This is a genomic window from Lysinibacillus mangiferihumi (genome assembly GCF_003049665.1).
Taxonomy (GTDB): Bacteria; Bacillota; Bacilli; order Bacillales_A; family Planococcaceae; genus Lysinibacillus; species Lysinibacillus mangiferihumi.
In genome coordinates this window covers 116,977-132,812 of the sequence record NZ_PYWM01000011.1, presented here as the reverse complement: position 1 = coordinate 132,812, position 15,836 = coordinate 116,977, and the positions used below count along the sequence as shown (strand labels likewise).

Genomic DNA, 15,836 nt, shown 5'->3' with positions numbered 1-15,836 from the left:
TCTCTAAAAGCAACAGTAACTTCCTTCCTCATCTATGTGAGAAAGGAAGTTGCTATTGTTAGTAATTATTATTCTTCAAATTCGTAGAAGAATTGTAAAGAGTTATTTAAAATTTTCGCCATTTGACCACGTGTTAATGGTTTGTTTGCATTGATGTATGTTTTACCATCTTTCGCAACAGATCCAGTCATGATGCCTTCTTTGTATAGTAATGAGAATGCTTCTTTCGCTTCATCATTTGCAATTGACGCTTGGTCCGCATATGGTAATGAAATTTCAACATTTAAGTCGCCTTCCGTTACTGCTTGGATAGCGCGGTAAATCATTAGCGCACCTTGTTGACGAGTTAAAATACCATTTGGATTGAATTTATCGCGAGATTCAACAATGCCATATTCAGCTAGCGCGTTAATCGCTTGTTCCGCTTCAATTCCTTTAATATCTTGGAAGCCAGCAACTTCAGTAGCTTCTAATTCTAAAGTACGTGCAATCATTAATGCAAATTGTGCACGTGTTAAATTGTTATTTGGATTGAATTTATCTTGCGGCATGATAATCTCATAAGCTAGTAAGTTAAGGATTGCTTCTTTATTTTCGTTATCATCGATATCTTTAAATGGATTTTCAATTGTTGTTTCTTCAGTATCTGTAACTGGTTTGCTTAAATCTACATTAAAGCTAAATTGTACAGTATGAACAGAATCATATTTTACGCCCGCTTTAGGCTCATCTACGATAATATGAATTTCAGCGTTTGCAAGTGCTTTTAAATCTTTTACTTCGAAAGTATAAATACGTTCATTTGTTTCTTTATCTTCCTCTGCTAATTCAGCGTCCTTACCATCTACTTTAAATGATTGGACATACTGACCTTTAGGGAAATGCATAAAGACTAAATATGTGCCATCTGCATCACCAACCACTACAGTTGGATTAATATATTCTTTCATCATAGATTCTTCTTTAGTGCCATTTTTATAAACTGTTACAGTACCTTCATATATATTTACGTCTTCAGTTTCATCTGTAACTGTTGTTGTTTCTTCTTTTACAGGTTGCTCTTCTTTTACTTCATCAACTGGCTTTACTTCTTCTGCTGTCACTGGTTGGAAGTCGAATTCATACCATGTATCTTTTCCTTCATTCGATACTTTTACTTTTGCCGCAGTTTTCACTTTTGGATCTACTGGGAATGACACGATACTTGAACCATCTTGTTGCTTTTCAAATGTTGCATCGACATATTTATCGCCTTGTTTTACTTGGAAACCAGTAACCATTGCTGGCACTGCTGTTAATTTCACAGTGTATGTACCATCTTTTTCAACAAGTGTTCCAGTTAATGTTAAGTACTTATCTAAGTATCCAGCTTCATCTGTACCTGGTTTAAATGTTTGGAACTTTACAGCTGTTCCTTCAGCTGCTTTTTCTTCCACTTTCACATCTGTAGTAACTGTTGTTGTTGTGTCCGCTACCTTTGCTGATGCAAATGATGGTACTGAAAGTGATGCTGCTAATAATGAGGCAAGTACGATTTTTGTTGCGCGAGATTGACGTTTTTTAGTCATTAATGACCCTCCATTTTTGTTTTGTTTTTTGTTCTATAAAGTAAAAATGCTGATCCTGCAAATGCAACAAGTAACAAATAGGGCGTCGCATCGCTTGTTTGTGGATTAGGCACTTGACTTCCAGATGTTGTTGGCGTTTTCGTATCATTTGTTGCTGCTGTAGCTGCTGAACTTCCCGTTGCTGGTGCATCAAATACTAAGGAAACGCTATATTCATGGTGATAATTAATATCATCGATATCAATTTTCATAGATGTTACAACTGGCTTTGATAAATCTTTCACTGTGAATTGTACAACACGTGTATCAGCTGCCTTATCTTCGCTAACAACCGAAGCTCCTCCTGGTGGTTGAAATTTCGTAATCCAAGCACTATTTTTTAATGTAAGTTGTACAGTAGCTGTGCCACCTTTTACTGTCACCGTTGCAGGCTTTACGAAATAATCGTTTGCTATTGATGCAGAGCTACTATCTGGTTTATTGACCTGATATTTTACAGAATAAGTACCATCAGCAAGTTGAGCAGATGCATGTGGTAATGCTAAATTAAAAATTACCATACTGACTAGCATGACCAACATCATTATTTTCTTCATGTGTTGCACGCCTCCTCTAATTATTATGGAAAATATTTATCCATTTTCCATTAATCATTATAATTGATGTGAATAATATTCTCAATATTTCCATGAAAGCAATATTATGAAAATGTAAACGAAAATAATTCTCAATTACACTATCTAACCAAAGGATAATCTTTGCTACCAAGGTATGTCAACTAACAATCACAAAACGTCTTTAATATGTCAAAATTTCCTTTTAAAAAAGAATACTACTGTAATAAACAGTAATATCCTTTCATTTTCATTATTTAGCAAAAACTTCAAAAATCCCAATACTAATTAACAACCATCCTGATATTGCTGTAGAGTACTTTCCTATAAATGTTTTACTTAGTAGGACACCAAAATGACTTCCTATACCTACTGTGATAAAAGAAAATGTGCCTATCGAGATGACCGTCCAAATCGCGGATATACCATTAGCGCCAATAGCAATTCCGCCTGCTAAACAGTTTGCCGATAACACGAATCCAAGTGTCATTGCCTCTCTCATTGAAATAATATGATTCTTATCTTCGTCAAATACTTCAGGATTTTTTGCAATGCTATGCTTGGAAAAACGATTAGAGAAAAGTGTAAATATCCCAATCACACATAGTAGAAGGCTCCCTAAAAGATTGGCTGTATGTGGCGAAATATACTCTATTACTGTACTACCAGCCGTTACTGCCACAAAAGTGACAATCATTGACAGTACAGCAATTACTGCATTCGATAAGATGGGAATCTTCACTCGCTTAACACCATAGGCCAAACCAATCCCCAAATTATCTAGATTGGCTGCTATACCAATAAAAATGATGGTGATCCAATGCATGATTTCCCCCCTTTAAACGATTCTCCATTTTCTCATCATATGAGAAGGAAAATTTTATGTTCAATTGGGCGTTTACCGGAAAATGCAATGGAATTAATGAAGTGCGGGAGCTTTACCCGCGATATGTACAGTTTTACCCGCGATTTAACATGGGTTACCCGCGATTTATGTAGCTTTACCCGCGAAGGAGCATCCTTTACCCGCGATTTGAGCAATGTTACCCGCGATAATAAAACAAAAGCGCAATCCCCTAAGTAAAAAATTTAACTTTTCCCTATGACATTATTGCCTAGCAGGAATAAACCCCTCGGCTTCTGCTTCTTCTTTCGTACAGAACATTTCTTCTGCTACAGTATTGTCATAATCACGTTGTCCAGGCATGTGATAAATTTTGTTACCTTTTGAATTAATATTGCCTTTAATATTACAATTCTCTTTACTGCTAGTATTATTCGACTCATCTTTACTTGCTTTAGATGGATTTTCATCTTTCACAGCATTATTATAGGCCTCTTTATCGTAACCACGATTTGTTACGTAGTCTTCAACTGACCAAATACCAATGGCAGATTGTTGCGCAGTTTTTTGAATTGACTTAAACCAATCTACATGTTTTGTATTCGGCTCATAAATATAGGCCACGCGTGCTAACCCATTTTTCAATAGTTGCTCTTGTACACTAATACCATCTTTCGTATAAACATAAGCTAATAACCTTTTATATTTATCCCGATAGGAAACGTCGAATTCTAAATAAACCGTATCTTGTCCAGCTAATAACTGTTTTGTAAATTCTTTCGCTTCTGGTCCAAATGGTTGCACCCCTAGCGTTTTGTGATTCGTTTCAGGCGTATCTACAAGAAGAAAACGTATTTTTTCGGAACTGCCGTTATATTTTATTCTGATTGTGTCACCGTCAATTATTTCCTGTAGTTCATATTCTTTAAATTTACTCACATCATGCTTTTCAGCAGATTCCTTTGTCGAAGCTACAATCCCTTGTATATCTTCAGTTTTACCATTATCGAAGCTAGCCTCTTCTGTACATCCACTAATAAACAATGTTGAAAAGAATAAAGCTAAAAATAATTTTTTCAATTGCATGTCCCACTCCTTAAAATTAAATCTAGAACAATATCCATTACTAATTTTGGAGCGTTCGTACAAAAAAATGATATATAATAATGGTCAACTTTTTAATTCCTTGCACATATCTCCAAAATCAAAAATCCCCAGCTATATTATAAACTGAAGACCTGATAATTTATCTAAATATTAAATACAATACAACAGCAAAAATAATTGTTCCGCTAGTGATTAACGTTTTAATATCTTTATCACTCATTTTCAGTACCTCTCTTCTTACTTCATACAATACTTTATTTAATTCTATTATCAATAAAGTCGACTAATATCACAACGGATTTGATTAGTTTTCTTCTGAAATTTTTAAGTATGCTTAAAATATTTCCTTTTATAAGTAAAAACTTAGAGCGCCCGTTACAAAATAAAAAGACGACAAACTTGAAAAATGCGAGTTTGTCGACTCCCTAATTCCCTCAATTGAAGGCACTTATGATAATACGCTATTAAATTTCATTATGTGGTTTTGGCTTTGGACCGAGCTCTTCTGGCTCAATATCAGCAAATGTTTCGCCTTCTTCTTCTAAATCACGCATGCGGTGAGCAATACGTGATGCTGCCGAAGCTGCAATGCTGGCAACTAAATCATCTAAAAATGTATTAACATGATGTCCAGGCTCTGTGTCGAGTTTTTTTATAATACCGATTTTTTGTTTATCTAAATGTCCAAATGTTGTTACAGCAATACTTCCATATGTAAACACAGACCCCAATGCAATCGTTTCATCTACTCCGAACAAGCCTTCATCGGATTCGATAATTTGTTGTAGAGGTGACGATAATAGCCCTTTTTCAGCTAATTCATCCAACTCTATTCCAACTAACACTGCATGCTGGACTTCTCGTTTACGTAATACACGTTCAACCGAATGAATACAATGCTCTAATGTTAAGCCTACATTGTAGGATTTTTGCATTTCATAAACAATCTCAGCAATGTCTTCTAACTCTACGCCACGGCGAATTAGTGCAGCTTGGGCTGCTTTCGCCACTTCTTCTGACTGTACGCGAATACTTTTATCATGCATAACTAACCCTCATTTCAGTTTTTTTGCTAACATAACGCTAGCCCAACCTATTATACCTTTACTTTCGTAATATGGTACAATTTTGTCACAAACACATGAAGGAGTGTCATCAGTGGATAAGGGAACTGTACAAGATTTAAAGTTCTATAGTGAAGCATTGCAGGAGGAATTACAGCTATATATTTATGTCCCTGCTAATTATTCTCCACTATACAAATATAATATTCTCATCGCTTCGGATGGTAAAGATTATTTCCAACTTGGAGGTATTACAAAACTAGCCGATGAACTTATCGATGACTATGAAATCGAGAATTTAATCATTGCATTTGTACCATACAAAGATATTAAAGATCGCCGTACTAAATATATTCCAAGTGGTGAGCAACATGAAGCTTACTTACGCTTTTTAGCACATGAACTTGTTCCCTATTTAGATGCTGAATATGCAACGTACCAAATGGGTATGAGCCGAGGAGTTATCGGTGATTCTATGGCTGCAACCGCTTCCTTAATGGCTGCATTAAAGTATCCAAGTATTTTTGGCAAGGTTATTTTACAATCACCTTATGTTGATGAAGATGTACTGAAAGCGGTTGAACAGTTTAAAGATCCAGGAGCTATTTCTATTTATCATATCGTTGGCAAAAATGAAGATAAAGTTGTGACAATGGATAAAACCGTTAAAGATTTTTTAACGCCAAATCGACAGTTGCATAATCTAATGTTAAGTAAAGGCTTCTCTACATTTTATGAAGAGTTTGATGGCAATCATACATGGAAATATTGGAAACCTGATTTAAGACGTGCGTTAATTGAAAATTTCAATTAATGTTAGGCGATTCAAATTACGTATTTTGAAATTTCTGTTATACTTAGATAGAAAAATCGTTTATTTTCGGGAGGTAATGGACTATGAAGTACGGAATTGTGGCATTTCCATCAAAAAAATTGCAAGATTTAGCAAACACGTATCGCAAACGTTACGATCCTCATTATGCGAAGATTACACCGCATATGACGTTAAAAGACAGCTTTGATGCAACAGAAGACGATATTCAATCTATTGTTAAGCAATTAGATGATATTGCTGCTAAACACGCGCCTTTAAATATTCATGCATCACGCATTAGTTCGTTTTTCCCAACAACAAATGCGATTTATTTCCGCATCGAACCAACTGAACAATTACAAGCATTCCATCGTGTGCTGGAAGAACAAATTCCTTTTGGGGACTCTAAGCATGTTTTTGTTCCACACATCACGATTGCACAAAAAATGACGGACTCAGAACATGATGATATTTTTGGGCAACTCCGCATGACTGGGGTTGATGAACATGATAGTATCGATCGTATTCATCTTTTATACCAATTGGAAGATGGGTCATGGACAACATATGAAACATTCCGATTGACTGGAGCTGAATGACTTTTGTATAACGTTAAGATTGTCGAAACAGAGAAAGAACATGCTGATGCATTTGCTGTTCGTAAAAAAGTATTTGTAGAGGAACAAGGTGTTCCGCTTCATTTAGAATGTGATGCTTTAGATGCAACAGCAACACATTTTATTATGTATGAAGGCAATGAACCTGTTGGTGCTGCTCGTCTACGTAGCATTGACGATCATACTGCAAAAATTGAACGCGTATGTATTTTACAAAGTCAGCGGGGCAAAAAACTTGGCGTTTTAATTATGCAAGAAATGGAGAAATTCGCAATTTCCATTCAACAAAAGAAATTAAAACTCCATGCTCAAAGCTACGCAGTTCCTTTTTACGAAAAGCTTGGTTACACGGTAACATCTCCTGAATTTATGGATGCTGGTATACCTCATCGAGCAATGGAAAAAGAGATATAATGAACAGGTGTTACGATATGCTAAAAGCATAGTCGTAACACCTTTTTTTATGCCTTTGTAGCGTGTTCTCTATTTGGAGCTCTTTCTCACACCAAAATAGACAAACGTTTATCATTATTTCATCATTCTAGCAAGCTTTTCGAAATCTAGTGAAGCGCCATCTTGAATAATAGAGTTTACGATTTTATCTTCAAGCTCTTGTGTAATTTGTCTATTAGACACCTTACCTACACGACGTACAATTTTTCTTACTTGTTTTTCATTGGTGAAATCAGCATATTGAATTGCATTAGCTAATGCAAAGATTTCATCCATTGATACGCCTGTCTTTTGTTCAATCGAATTAAAAAACGAGCGATGCATGTTCCCCCTCCTATCAATTCCACCTCAACGTTATTGTCGCGAATGATTCATAAACGGTAACTAATCGTACACAAAACATCCATGACAACTGTTGGAGGCTCTAACCTTATTCAGTAAGTTTTTTATATACTCACAGAAAAAAGCTAAAGCCTATATATCTAAAACTCTCTAGAACTTTTAGCTAGACTAATTAACTTACGAAAGTAGCGCCAACAATAATTAGGAGAATGAATAGGACAACAATTAAGACAAATGTTGAGCCCATTCCATTATTGTTATTGCCTCCGCAATAGTTCCAGCTATTTGCACCTGCAACATTATTACCATAAGGTTGTGCACACCAGCCTTGATATCCCATAAAAGCACCCCTCCCTTCTACAACCTATAATATGTAAAGTTGCAGGCAAGAGAGGGGTATTCGTCTAGTCAATATTCCCTTTTGGTTTAAAAATTAATGCGCCAATAAAGCCAAAAACAATTGCAGCACTGATTCCCGAACTTGTTACTTCAAACATGCCAGTCAATACGCCTACTAATCCATGCTTTTCCGCTTCAGCCATTGCACCATGTGTTAAGGAGTTACCAAATGATGTAATAGGTACAGTAGCACCTGCACCTGCAAAATGAATGAGTGGCTCATACAAGCCCATTCCATCTAGAATTGCACCAACAACGACTAACGTACTTAATGTATGTGCTGGCGTTAATTTGCCAACATCCATTAATAATTGACCGATAACGCAGAAAATGCCTCCTACAATAAATGCAAATATAAAAGTCATAACCATGCTGTTGCCTCATTTCATTGTAATTTCTATCGCATGTGCCGTACATGGAATCGTCTCTTTCTGTTGGAACGAAAGTGGAGATAGCAATGCACCTGTCGCCACAAGGAGCACTCGTTTATATGTCCCTGCACGAAGCTCTTGCATTACATAACTAAAAAAAACAGCCGCTGAACAGCCTGCTCCACTCGCCCCCGATTGAAAGGATTCATCTTGACCGTAAAATTCCGCTCCAGCATCGCGTAAAAGTGTTAACTCCTCATTTTTTATGCCACTCTCGACAAGCATGCCTTTCAGCAGTTTTAAGCCAAGCTGTCCTAAATCGCCCGTTAAAATTAAATCATAATGATATATTTCTTGTTTACGTTCATCTAAATGAGACTTAATCGTTTGGAAGGCAGCAGGAGCCATGGCAGCACCCATATGAAATGGATCATCCATTCCATAATCAATGACCTTACCTATCGTGGCTGCTTCAATGGAAGGAGCATCTTCACGATGTTTACCAACCAGCGCATAACCTGCTGCTGTTACAGTCCATTGCGCCGTTTGTGGTTTCTGTGCACCATAATTAATCGGATAACGAAATTGACGTTCAATCGCATTGTGCTGACTTGATGCCCCAGCAATTGAATAGTTTGCAGCTCCGAGCTCCGTTAAAAGGCTAGCTACAATTACAGCAGAAACAGAGGTAGCACAAGCTGAAAATAATCCGATAAACGGAATAGCTAATTCCCTTGCCGCAAAATTGGTAGGCGTCATTTGATTAACTAAATCGCCACCTAATAAATAATCGACTTCTGCAGTTGTAATACCCCCTTTTTTCATAACAAATTCACAAGCTTCTTCAACCATTTTTCGATGGCCTTGTTCATTTGTATCCATTTGCCAGCGCTCATCGTCGTAGACCGTATCAAAATATTGTTTGAAAGTACTGCGGTCCTCTAACGGTCCTGCTACTACGCCTCCTGCTAACAACGATGGTTTTGACGGAAAGATGATTACCATGAAACCACCCCTATCGTCACAAGGATATATTTAATAAGTGCAACAAAAAATGCAGATACTACACCAAATAACACAACAGATCCCGCTAATTTAAATAAATTACCGCCAACACCGAGGACTAAACCTTCAGATCTATGTTCAATTGCAGCAGAGATTACCGCATTCCCAAACCCTGTAACAGGCACTGCTGAACCTGCTCCTGCAAATTGACCAATTCTTTTGTATAAACCAAAGCCTGTTAAAATCATTGCAAAAAATACCATAGTTGCAACGGTTGGGTTTCCGGCTGTTGCTTCTGTGAAATTAAAGAAAACGATATAAAAAAGAGAAACCGCCTGCCCAATTGTACAAATGAGGCCACCTACTACAAATGCTTTAACGGCATTTTTTAAGTAAGGGGTAGGCGGTGTTATGTTTTGTTCTAGCTGTTGATATTGCTCTTTTTCCATTATGTTTCCTCCTTTGCAAGCTTCTGCAGCTCCGTAATTTTCTTGCTTAGTTTATTATCTTCAAGTTGGTCCTTTTTTATTTTATTGGCTTCATAAAATATTTTATAATCGGCTGAAACAAAAACCTCTTTGCTGGGATATTTTTCATCAAACTTCTTTTGGAGTTTCTTCTCTATTTTAGTCGTATTCCATTTTTTCAATGGTTTAATTTGCACAGCCACAAGCATTTTATCGTCATATTGAATGACAGTTGATTTTTCAACCGATTTTTCTTCTTTTAATACCGATTCAAGCTCTGCTTCATTTTGTGGAGAACCATAAACAATAAATTTTTCTTTTTCCGTGCATCCAATCAGCAATGTCATACAGACGAATAGAGGCAACATCATTCCTAATAACCTCAAGTATTTACCCTCCTTTTCCTAACAGTTTCTCCACACATAAAAAAACTATTCATTTGAATAAGTAAACGAAAGCCCGAGTCCATTTTTCAAAAGCACATATTGTAGAAGTAGTTAGAAAGAAAGGAGGTGACAATATGGGTTGTGGTAAACCAACAAATCCTATTGGACCTATCCATTCAGCAGGCTGCGTATGTGACGTGGTGCGTGCAATTTTAGATATTCAAAATCAAGCGGTGCGAGATGAGTGTTCTCCATGTACAGCAAACTGTTTCTTAGAACCACTAGGCGGGATCGTAAGTCCTGCACGCTCAACAGCAGATACACGCGTATTCATGCTTATTACAAAAGACGGTACTCCATTTAAAGCATTCTTTAGCTCACCATCAGCAGATCCTTGTAAATGTACATCAGTATTTTTCCGTGTCGAAGATATGTTTGATGAATGCTGTGCTACTTTACGCGTTTTAGAACCATTATGTACTTATGATTCTACTGAAAGCACTGTAGACTTATTAAGTCGTGATGGCTGCTGCGTAAATATGAAGAAAATTTGTAAAGTAGATGATTGGAACTCTACTGATAGCTGTATCACTGTGGATTTATCTTGTTTCTGCGCTGTTCAATGTATCGCTGATGTTGACTTAGGGATTTGTAACTAAGTCTTTCTCCTTTGACACACTACACATAAAAAAAAAGTGTACAGCATCCTCTGCTGTACACTTTTTTTATAATATCGGCAATTGTTTCCCCCGCCATAATATTTGTTCAATATCCTCGAAGTAAATAATTTCTTGTGTATTGAACTCCTTGGACGTCAACAATAGGGAATCCATTTGCATATCTGAAGCAGTTCCACTTAGTCTTCTACCATCCTTTAAAGTGATTAATAATGGTTGATAAGCTTTTTGACGAAACGGTTTTTCTAAAAACTGTAGCTGCTTTATAATATATTCGTCCACTACTTCGTTTACTTCTGCATCTTGTTCTTTCACTAATTTAGGTACCGCTTCTTCTAGACTCGACTCACTATCGTAGTGATCCTTTACATAGACAGACGTACTTTCATCCAAATCCAATTCATGTAGCATTTTAGAAATGTTTAAGAAATAAGTTGGTGACTTTATATATAGGCGTGGCTCTCGCTCCACAATTATCACTTCCCTTTTTTCCCTACAATATGCAAAAGTAAAGAAATTGGTTCTTAGCCTATTTGACTTAAAAACATTGTCGCTAGTCCTAAATAAATTAAAATACTCGTAATATCATTTAATGTTGTAATAAACGGACCCGATGCAACAGCCGGATCAATTTTCATACGGTGCATTAATAATGGAATGAATGAGCCAGCAAGTGTTGCCACTAAAATCGAACCACAAATTGCTGCACCAACAAGCATCCCTAAAATTAATTCACTTTTCCATATATATACAATGCCGATAACAATCAGGCCACAAACAATTCCCGTTAAGATGCCAGTACCTGCTTCTCGAAGTAACAACTTCATTTTGCTATGTTCTTCGACATCACCTGTCGCAATGCCTCGAATGGCAACAGCAAGTGCTTGTGTGCCACTATTCCCGGAAGTACCTGAAATAAGCGGAATAAAGACAGCAAGCAACGCTACTTTATCTAATGTATCTTCAAACTGCCCCATTAAATTCGCTGTTAGCATACCTAAAAACAATAAAATAACAAGCCAGGGCAAACGTTTTTTTGCTGCTTGCCAAGGATTAGTATCAAACTTATCCATATCGGAAATACCCGCTAATTTCGAGTAGTCTTCAGATGCTTCCTCATCAATAACATCGATAATATCATCGACAGTAATAATCCCCAAAAGCTCACCTTGATCACCAATAACAGGTGTTGCTAGGAAATTATAATCCTTCATAATTTGTGCTACTTCCTCTTGGTCATCACCCACATGCACCATTACCACTCGTTCATTCATAATCGAGCGAATAAGTGTATCCTCATCAGCAATGATTAAATCGCGGAGTGAAATAACCCCTGTTAGTCGATGTGCCTCATCCACAACAAATATATAATAAATCGTTTCGGCATTTGGTGCCTCTTTACGCAATATCGCCATTGCAGAACGAACAGTTGAATTTTCAGGAATAGCTACGTATTCAGTTGTCATAATAGAACCAGCTGTATATTCATCATAACTTAAAAGCTCATTAATCTCTTCAGCTGTTTCTACATCCATCATGCCTAAATAGCTTTCTCGTTGCTTTGTATCCAACTCATTTAAAACGTCTGCAGCATCATCAGCATACATATGGGACAGCATTTCTGCACCGTATGCTGGATCCATCTCAGCTAAATACGCTGTATATTCGTCATCATCTATTTCGATTGCCTCAAAAATATCAGCCATTTCCGTCGGAGACAAGTACGAATAGATGATCTTCCTTATATCAGGCTCCACCTTTTCATAAAACGTTGCCTGATCATATGGATGAAGTTCTAAAAACTCATCACGGAATGCGTTAATTTCATTGTTTTCTAGCATACCACGTAAATGTGCCTCGTCGAATTGCACATCATCCTTTTCATTTCTTTCCTCTATCATGCTTGTCCCCTCCTTCCGAGCGTTGAAATTATTTTACGTTCATTGACGCAAATCTACCTTTTATATAATAGTGTGCATGCACTGTTTGTGCAAACTCTTTTTTTAGATAAAAACAACTTTCTTCTTTACTATACCCTACAATTGCTTATTTTTCTGTTAACATGCTATTAAGATACTATTTAATAGTAAAAATGATAAGGAGATGCTCGATTTCGCGAACACCTCCTCAAATATTTAATATTTGTTGCATATCATCCTTTAACATACTTGTGAAAGAGTACTTCTCATTTGTTAATGGATGCTGCAAAGACAACGATACACAATGTAGTGCTTGCCGATCTATCAGATTACGGCTTCCCCCATATAATTCGTCGCCTATAAGTGGGTGACCTACATAAGCCATATGCACGCGGATTTGATGTGTTCGTCCTGTATGCAATTTTAAGCGAATATGCGTCATCGGCTCTCCTTGAACAGCAAAACGCTGTAAGACGGTCACATCCGTATGTGCAAATTGGCCATCCTCCCGTACCTCTCGTTCAATAATACTAGATTCTTTTCGACCAATAGGCGCAATGATAGACTGCCTATCCTCTATTAAATGTCCATGTACAATTGCTTCATATTCACGCGACACATTACCACTGCGTTGGGCTAAACCCATTAAGTGATGGATATGTGCATGCTTAGCGATGCATAACAAGCCTGATGTATCACGATCGAGCCTTGTCACTACATGGACGGTGGAGGCTATGCGTTGTTGTTCAAAATAGCCACAAACAAAATTAGCCACACTTTTTGACGGATGCTCACGGGATGGAATTGTACTTTGATGTGCTGGTTTATCAAGCACTAACAAAGCCTCATCCTCGTAAATAATCGACAGCGCACCATATTCAATTGTGAGTCCATCACTTTTCTCTTCTGGTGGGAATTTTATTTCTACCTGATCTCCCATGTGAAGGGGGTAACGTACATTTTGCTCGATACCATTGACCGATAGTAAACCCCCATCAAACTTAATAGCTGTTAAAGCACGTTTCGATATTTGCCATTGTGCTAAAGCCTCACGTAGCAATTGACCATCCTTTTTAGCTTGAAATTGAAGTGTAAAACGTGTATCGCTATTACTCATTTGCAACGAATGACTCATGCACACGTTCCCAAAACGGAAACGGTCTGAAGCGTGCAAAGCGGACCCTTTCATTTGCTACATTGAAAGCAATGGATTTCACATCACCTTGTGTGACTTGTAGATGATCAACTGTCATATTGAAGTTTTGATCGTTCACTGGGCGTAAAATACAGTGATGATGAGCTGGTAAAATTAGTGGCGAGCCTACTGTTCGGAAGACGCGATTATTTATAGAGGCAATTTCAGTTATTTGAAGTGCCGCTAATGTAGGGTGGATAATGGCTCCTCCTAAAGCTTTGTTATAGGCTGTACTACCTGATGGGGTCGAAACACAAAGGCCATCCCCACGGAAACGCTCAAACTGATTACCATTTAACTCAACATCCATTACAAGGGTAACATCAGGCGATTTCACGGTCGCTTCATTTAGTGCCAAATAAGTGTTCGATTCTGCATTATGATGTTCCACTTTTACTTCTAATAAGGGATACTCCACAACATTAAAATCTTTTTTCGCAATAGATAGCACTAATTTCTCTAGTTCTGAAGGTTTCCAATCCGCATAAAATCCTAAATGACCTGTATGAATACCGACAAATGCAACTTGATCTAGCAAATGTGAGTAGCGATGGAAAGCATGTAATAGCGTGCCGTCTCCACCTATCGATACGACAATTTCAGGTGTCTCTTCATCGTATGTTAATCCAAAATCTTGCAAATATGTTTTTGCTAGCTCCATTAATTCATTTGATTGTGCATCTCTACGTGATTGAATAGAAAATTTCATTGTGAGTCACGCTCCTTCTCTGATAGTAAACTAGGATTCGATGCCTCTTTAAATTCACTAAAATAGGCCTGTGCTTCTTGAATTTCACTACGAATCGAAGACATTTCTTCATCTAACCGGAAGGCTGCTTCTGCTGCACTTTGTAGACGATTTTTTATTTCCTCTGGAAACATGCCCTTATATTTATAATTTAGTGAATGTTCTATTGATGCCCAAAAATTCATAGCTAATGTACGAATTTGAATCTCTGCTAGCACTACTTTTTTTCCTTGTATGGTCTCAACGGGGTATTCTACAATCATATGATATGAACGATAACCGCTTGGCTTATTATGAGTAATATAATCTCGCTCTTCCACTACGCGCATATCCTTACGTTGTCGAATTAGCTCTGTCACAGTCGAAATATCATCTACAAATTGACACATAATACGAACACCTGCAATATCGCCAAGCTCGTCGCCAAGTTGCTTCGACGGTTCAAAGGCTAGTCCTTTTTCTAGCGTTTTATCGTAAATGCTTGCCAGTGGCTTTACTCGTCCTGTCACAAATTCAATTGGTGAATTTGCATTGACAATGCCAAACTGAGATCGCATACCTTTTAATTTTATTTTCAACTCATCTACTGCTTGTTTATAAGGACTTAAAAAAATCTCCCATTGTCCCATCGCTAAAACCTCCCGACATTCGGTATCGGACAAAACCAACACCGTCTGTTCGTTTTGTCGTTTTTAATCAGCGAGAACTGCCTTGAAGTGTTGTTCCACTGCTTGAACAAATTCTGCTCCGTAATTGTAATTTCCTTCAATATTATACACGAGCATTTCCAATTCCTCGTAAAAGTTTGTCAGTTCAATTACTTCCCCATCTACTTTTAACATTGGGTTTTGTTTGGCTTGTAAAATATGTACAAGATTGTCCCAACTGTTTTGTGGAAAACGCAAGTAATGATAGTCCTCTCCTGCATCCAGTAAATAGATAAATGCAAAATCATCTGAATCTGCAATTACTTGGGCAGCAGGCTTTAGCTGTAAATTTTTATGATTGTCGTTTAAACTAAAATGAGGTTGCTGATTTTCAAAATAAAATGATTCTATAGTATATATTTTACGCAAATGTGGGTCCCCTTTTCGTCGTTCTCTTCCTCTTATTTTAGCATATGGGGTAAATAGTTGCAGTGTGTAATTGCAAAACAACAAGCAAACTTCGGCTAAAAACCGATTACAACATTCGCTTATTTGCGTCCCGAGCTTTTTCATTTCTGCTTGAAAAAAGCTCCAGTTAA

General features: G+C 37.2%; 21 protein-coding genes. 4 read left to right on the top strand and 17 right to left on the bottom strand.

Annotation, left to right across the window (positions count from 1 at the left end; translation table 11 throughout):
* Positions 1-68: 68 nt before the first annotated feature.
* The 5 genes from C9J37_RS12460 to C9J37_RS12440 all read right to left on the bottom strand — a co-directional run bounded on the left by C9J37_RS12460 (position 69) and on the right by C9J37_RS12440 (position 5,179).
* Positions 69-1,568, bottom strand: a complete 1,500-nt coding sequence (locus C9J37_RS12460) for an NEAT domain-containing protein (RefSeq protein ID WP_107895598.1) — start codon at positions 1,566-1,568, stop codon at positions 69-71.
* Positions 1,568-2,164 (bottom strand): heme uptake protein IsdC, encoded by a 597-nt coding sequence (gene isdC / locus C9J37_RS12455; protein WP_235617102.1) that lies wholly within the window; start codon positions 2,162-2,164, stop codon positions 1,568-1,570. The genes C9J37_RS12460 and isdC overlap by 1 nt, the downstream gene beginning before the upstream one ends.
* Before the next feature lie 271 nt (positions 2,165-2,435).
* Positions 2,436-3,008, bottom strand: a complete 573-nt coding sequence (locus C9J37_RS12450) for a manganese efflux pump (protein WP_107895596.1) — start codon at positions 3,006-3,008, stop codon at positions 2,436-2,438.
* 282 nt (positions 3,009-3,290) lie between these two features.
* Positions 3,291-4,112 carry a thermonuclease family protein gene (locus tag C9J37_RS12445; protein ID WP_235617101.1) on the bottom strand — a complete coding sequence of 274 codons (822 nt, stop codon included), beginning with the start codon at positions 4,110-4,112 and terminating at the stop codon, positions 3,291-3,293.
* 485 nt (positions 4,113-4,597) lie between these two features.
* Positions 4,598-5,179 (bottom strand): phosphatidylglycerophosphatase A family protein, encoded by a 582-nt coding sequence (locus tag C9J37_RS12440; RefSeq protein ID WP_024362550.1) that lies wholly within the window; start codon positions 5,177-5,179, stop codon positions 4,598-4,600.
* Between the two features lie 112 nt (positions 5,180-5,291).
* On the opposite strand from C9J37_RS12440, the gene C9J37_RS12435 reads away from it, so the two are divergent.
* The 3 genes from C9J37_RS12435 to C9J37_RS12425 all read left to right on the top strand — a co-directional run bounded on the left by C9J37_RS12435 (position 5,292) and on the right by C9J37_RS12425 (position 7,042).
* Positions 5,292-6,011 (top strand): alpha/beta hydrolase, encoded by a 720-nt coding sequence (locus C9J37_RS12435; RefSeq protein ID WP_025218681.1) that lies wholly within the window; start codon positions 5,292-5,294, stop codon positions 6,009-6,011.
* Positions 6,012-6,094: 83 nt separating this feature from the next.
* Complete coding sequence (locus tag C9J37_RS12430; protein WP_024362548.1) at positions 6,095-6,610, top strand: YjcG family protein; 516 nt, start codon at positions 6,095-6,097, stop codon at positions 6,608-6,610.
* 3 nt (positions 6,611-6,613) lie between these two features.
* Positions 6,614-7,042, top strand: coding sequence for a GNAT family N-acetyltransferase (locus tag C9J37_RS12425; RefSeq protein WP_107895595.1), 429 nt, complete (start codon positions 6,614-6,616; stop codon positions 7,040-7,042).
* 114 nt (positions 7,043-7,156) lie between these two features.
* Here C9J37_RS12425 and C9J37_RS12420 read toward each other — a convergent pair whose 3' ends face one another.
* The 6 genes from C9J37_RS12420 to C9J37_RS12395 all read right to left on the bottom strand — a co-directional run bounded on the left by C9J37_RS12420 (position 7,157) and on the right by C9J37_RS12395 (position 10,051).
* A complete protein-coding gene (locus C9J37_RS12420; protein ID WP_069510548.1) occupies positions 7,157-7,405 on the bottom strand; it encodes a stage VI sporulation protein F in 249 nt (82 codons plus the stop codon).
* Between the two features lie 190 nt (positions 7,406-7,595).
* On the bottom strand, positions 7,596-7,763 hold the full coding sequence (locus C9J37_RS29550; protein WP_080653321.1) for a YjcZ family sporulation protein: 168 nt from the start codon (positions 7,761-7,763) through the stop codon (positions 7,596-7,598).
* 64 nt (positions 7,764-7,827) lie between these two features.
* The gene (gene spoVAE, locus C9J37_RS12410; protein WP_374116275.1) at positions 7,828-8,187 is read right to left on the bottom strand and encodes a stage V sporulation protein AE; all 360 of its coding nucleotides are present in this window, start codon (positions 8,185-8,187) and stop codon (positions 7,828-7,830) included.
* Between the two features lie 15 nt (positions 8,188-8,202).
* A complete protein-coding gene (locus tag C9J37_RS12405; protein WP_107895594.1) occupies positions 8,203-9,198 on the bottom strand; it encodes a stage V sporulation protein AD in 996 nt (331 codons plus the stop codon).
* Positions 9,192-9,647, bottom strand: a complete 456-nt coding sequence (gene spoVAC, locus C9J37_RS12400; protein ID WP_024362543.1) for a stage V sporulation protein AC — start codon at positions 9,645-9,647, stop codon at positions 9,192-9,194. Before spoVAC ends, C9J37_RS12405 begins: the two co-directional genes overlap by 7 nt.
* Positions 9,647-10,051, bottom strand: coding sequence for a YhcN/YlaJ family sporulation lipoprotein (locus C9J37_RS12395; protein WP_227665410.1), 405 nt, complete (start codon positions 10,049-10,051; stop codon positions 9,647-9,649). Before C9J37_RS12395 ends, spoVAC begins: the two co-directional genes overlap by 1 nt.
* A 134-nt stretch (positions 10,052-10,185) precedes the next feature.
* Here C9J37_RS12395 and C9J37_RS12390 point away from each other — a divergent pair, with 134 nt between their 5' ends.
* Positions 10,186-10,710, top strand: coding sequence for a CotY/CotZ family spore coat protein (locus tag C9J37_RS12390; RefSeq protein ID WP_024362541.1), 525 nt, complete (start codon positions 10,186-10,188; stop codon positions 10,708-10,710).
* Between the two features lie 66 nt (positions 10,711-10,776).
* Here the strand turns inward: C9J37_RS12390 and C9J37_RS12385 are convergent, their stop codons facing one another.
* The 6 genes from C9J37_RS12385 to C9J37_RS12360 all read right to left on the bottom strand — a co-directional run bounded on the left by C9J37_RS12385 (position 10,777) and on the right by C9J37_RS12360 (position 15,666).
* A complete protein-coding gene (locus tag C9J37_RS12385) occupies positions 10,777-11,199 on the bottom strand; it encodes a hypothetical protein (RefSeq protein ID WP_107895593.1) in 423 nt (140 codons plus the stop codon).
* A 53-nt stretch (positions 11,200-11,252) separates the two neighbouring features.
* Positions 11,253-12,629 carry a magnesium transporter gene (mgtE, locus tag C9J37_RS12380; RefSeq protein ID WP_107895592.1) on the bottom strand — a complete coding sequence of 459 codons (1,377 nt, stop codon included), beginning with the start codon at positions 12,627-12,629 and terminating at the stop codon, positions 11,253-11,255.
* Positions 12,630-12,855: 226 nt separating this feature from the next.
* On the bottom strand, positions 12,856-13,782 hold the full coding sequence (locus tag C9J37_RS12375) for an RluA family pseudouridine synthase (RefSeq protein ID WP_107895591.1): 927 nt from the start codon (positions 13,780-13,782) through the stop codon (positions 12,856-12,858).
* The gene (locus C9J37_RS12370) at positions 13,757-14,551 is read right to left on the bottom strand and encodes an NAD kinase (protein WP_024362537.1); all 795 of its coding nucleotides are present in this window, start codon (positions 14,549-14,551) and stop codon (positions 13,757-13,759) included. Before C9J37_RS12370 ends, C9J37_RS12375 begins: the two co-directional genes overlap by 26 nt.
* Entirely contained in the window at positions 14,548-15,219 is a 672-nt protein-coding gene (locus tag C9J37_RS12365; protein WP_024362536.1) for a GTP diphosphokinase, read from the bottom strand. Before C9J37_RS12365 ends, C9J37_RS12370 begins: the two co-directional genes overlap by 4 nt.
* A gap of 63 nt (positions 15,220-15,282) precedes the next feature.
* Positions 15,283-15,666, bottom strand: a complete 384-nt coding sequence (locus C9J37_RS12360; protein WP_024362535.1) for a UPF0738 family protein — start codon at positions 15,664-15,666, stop codon at positions 15,283-15,285.
* Positions 15,667-15,836 lie beyond the last annotated feature (170 nt).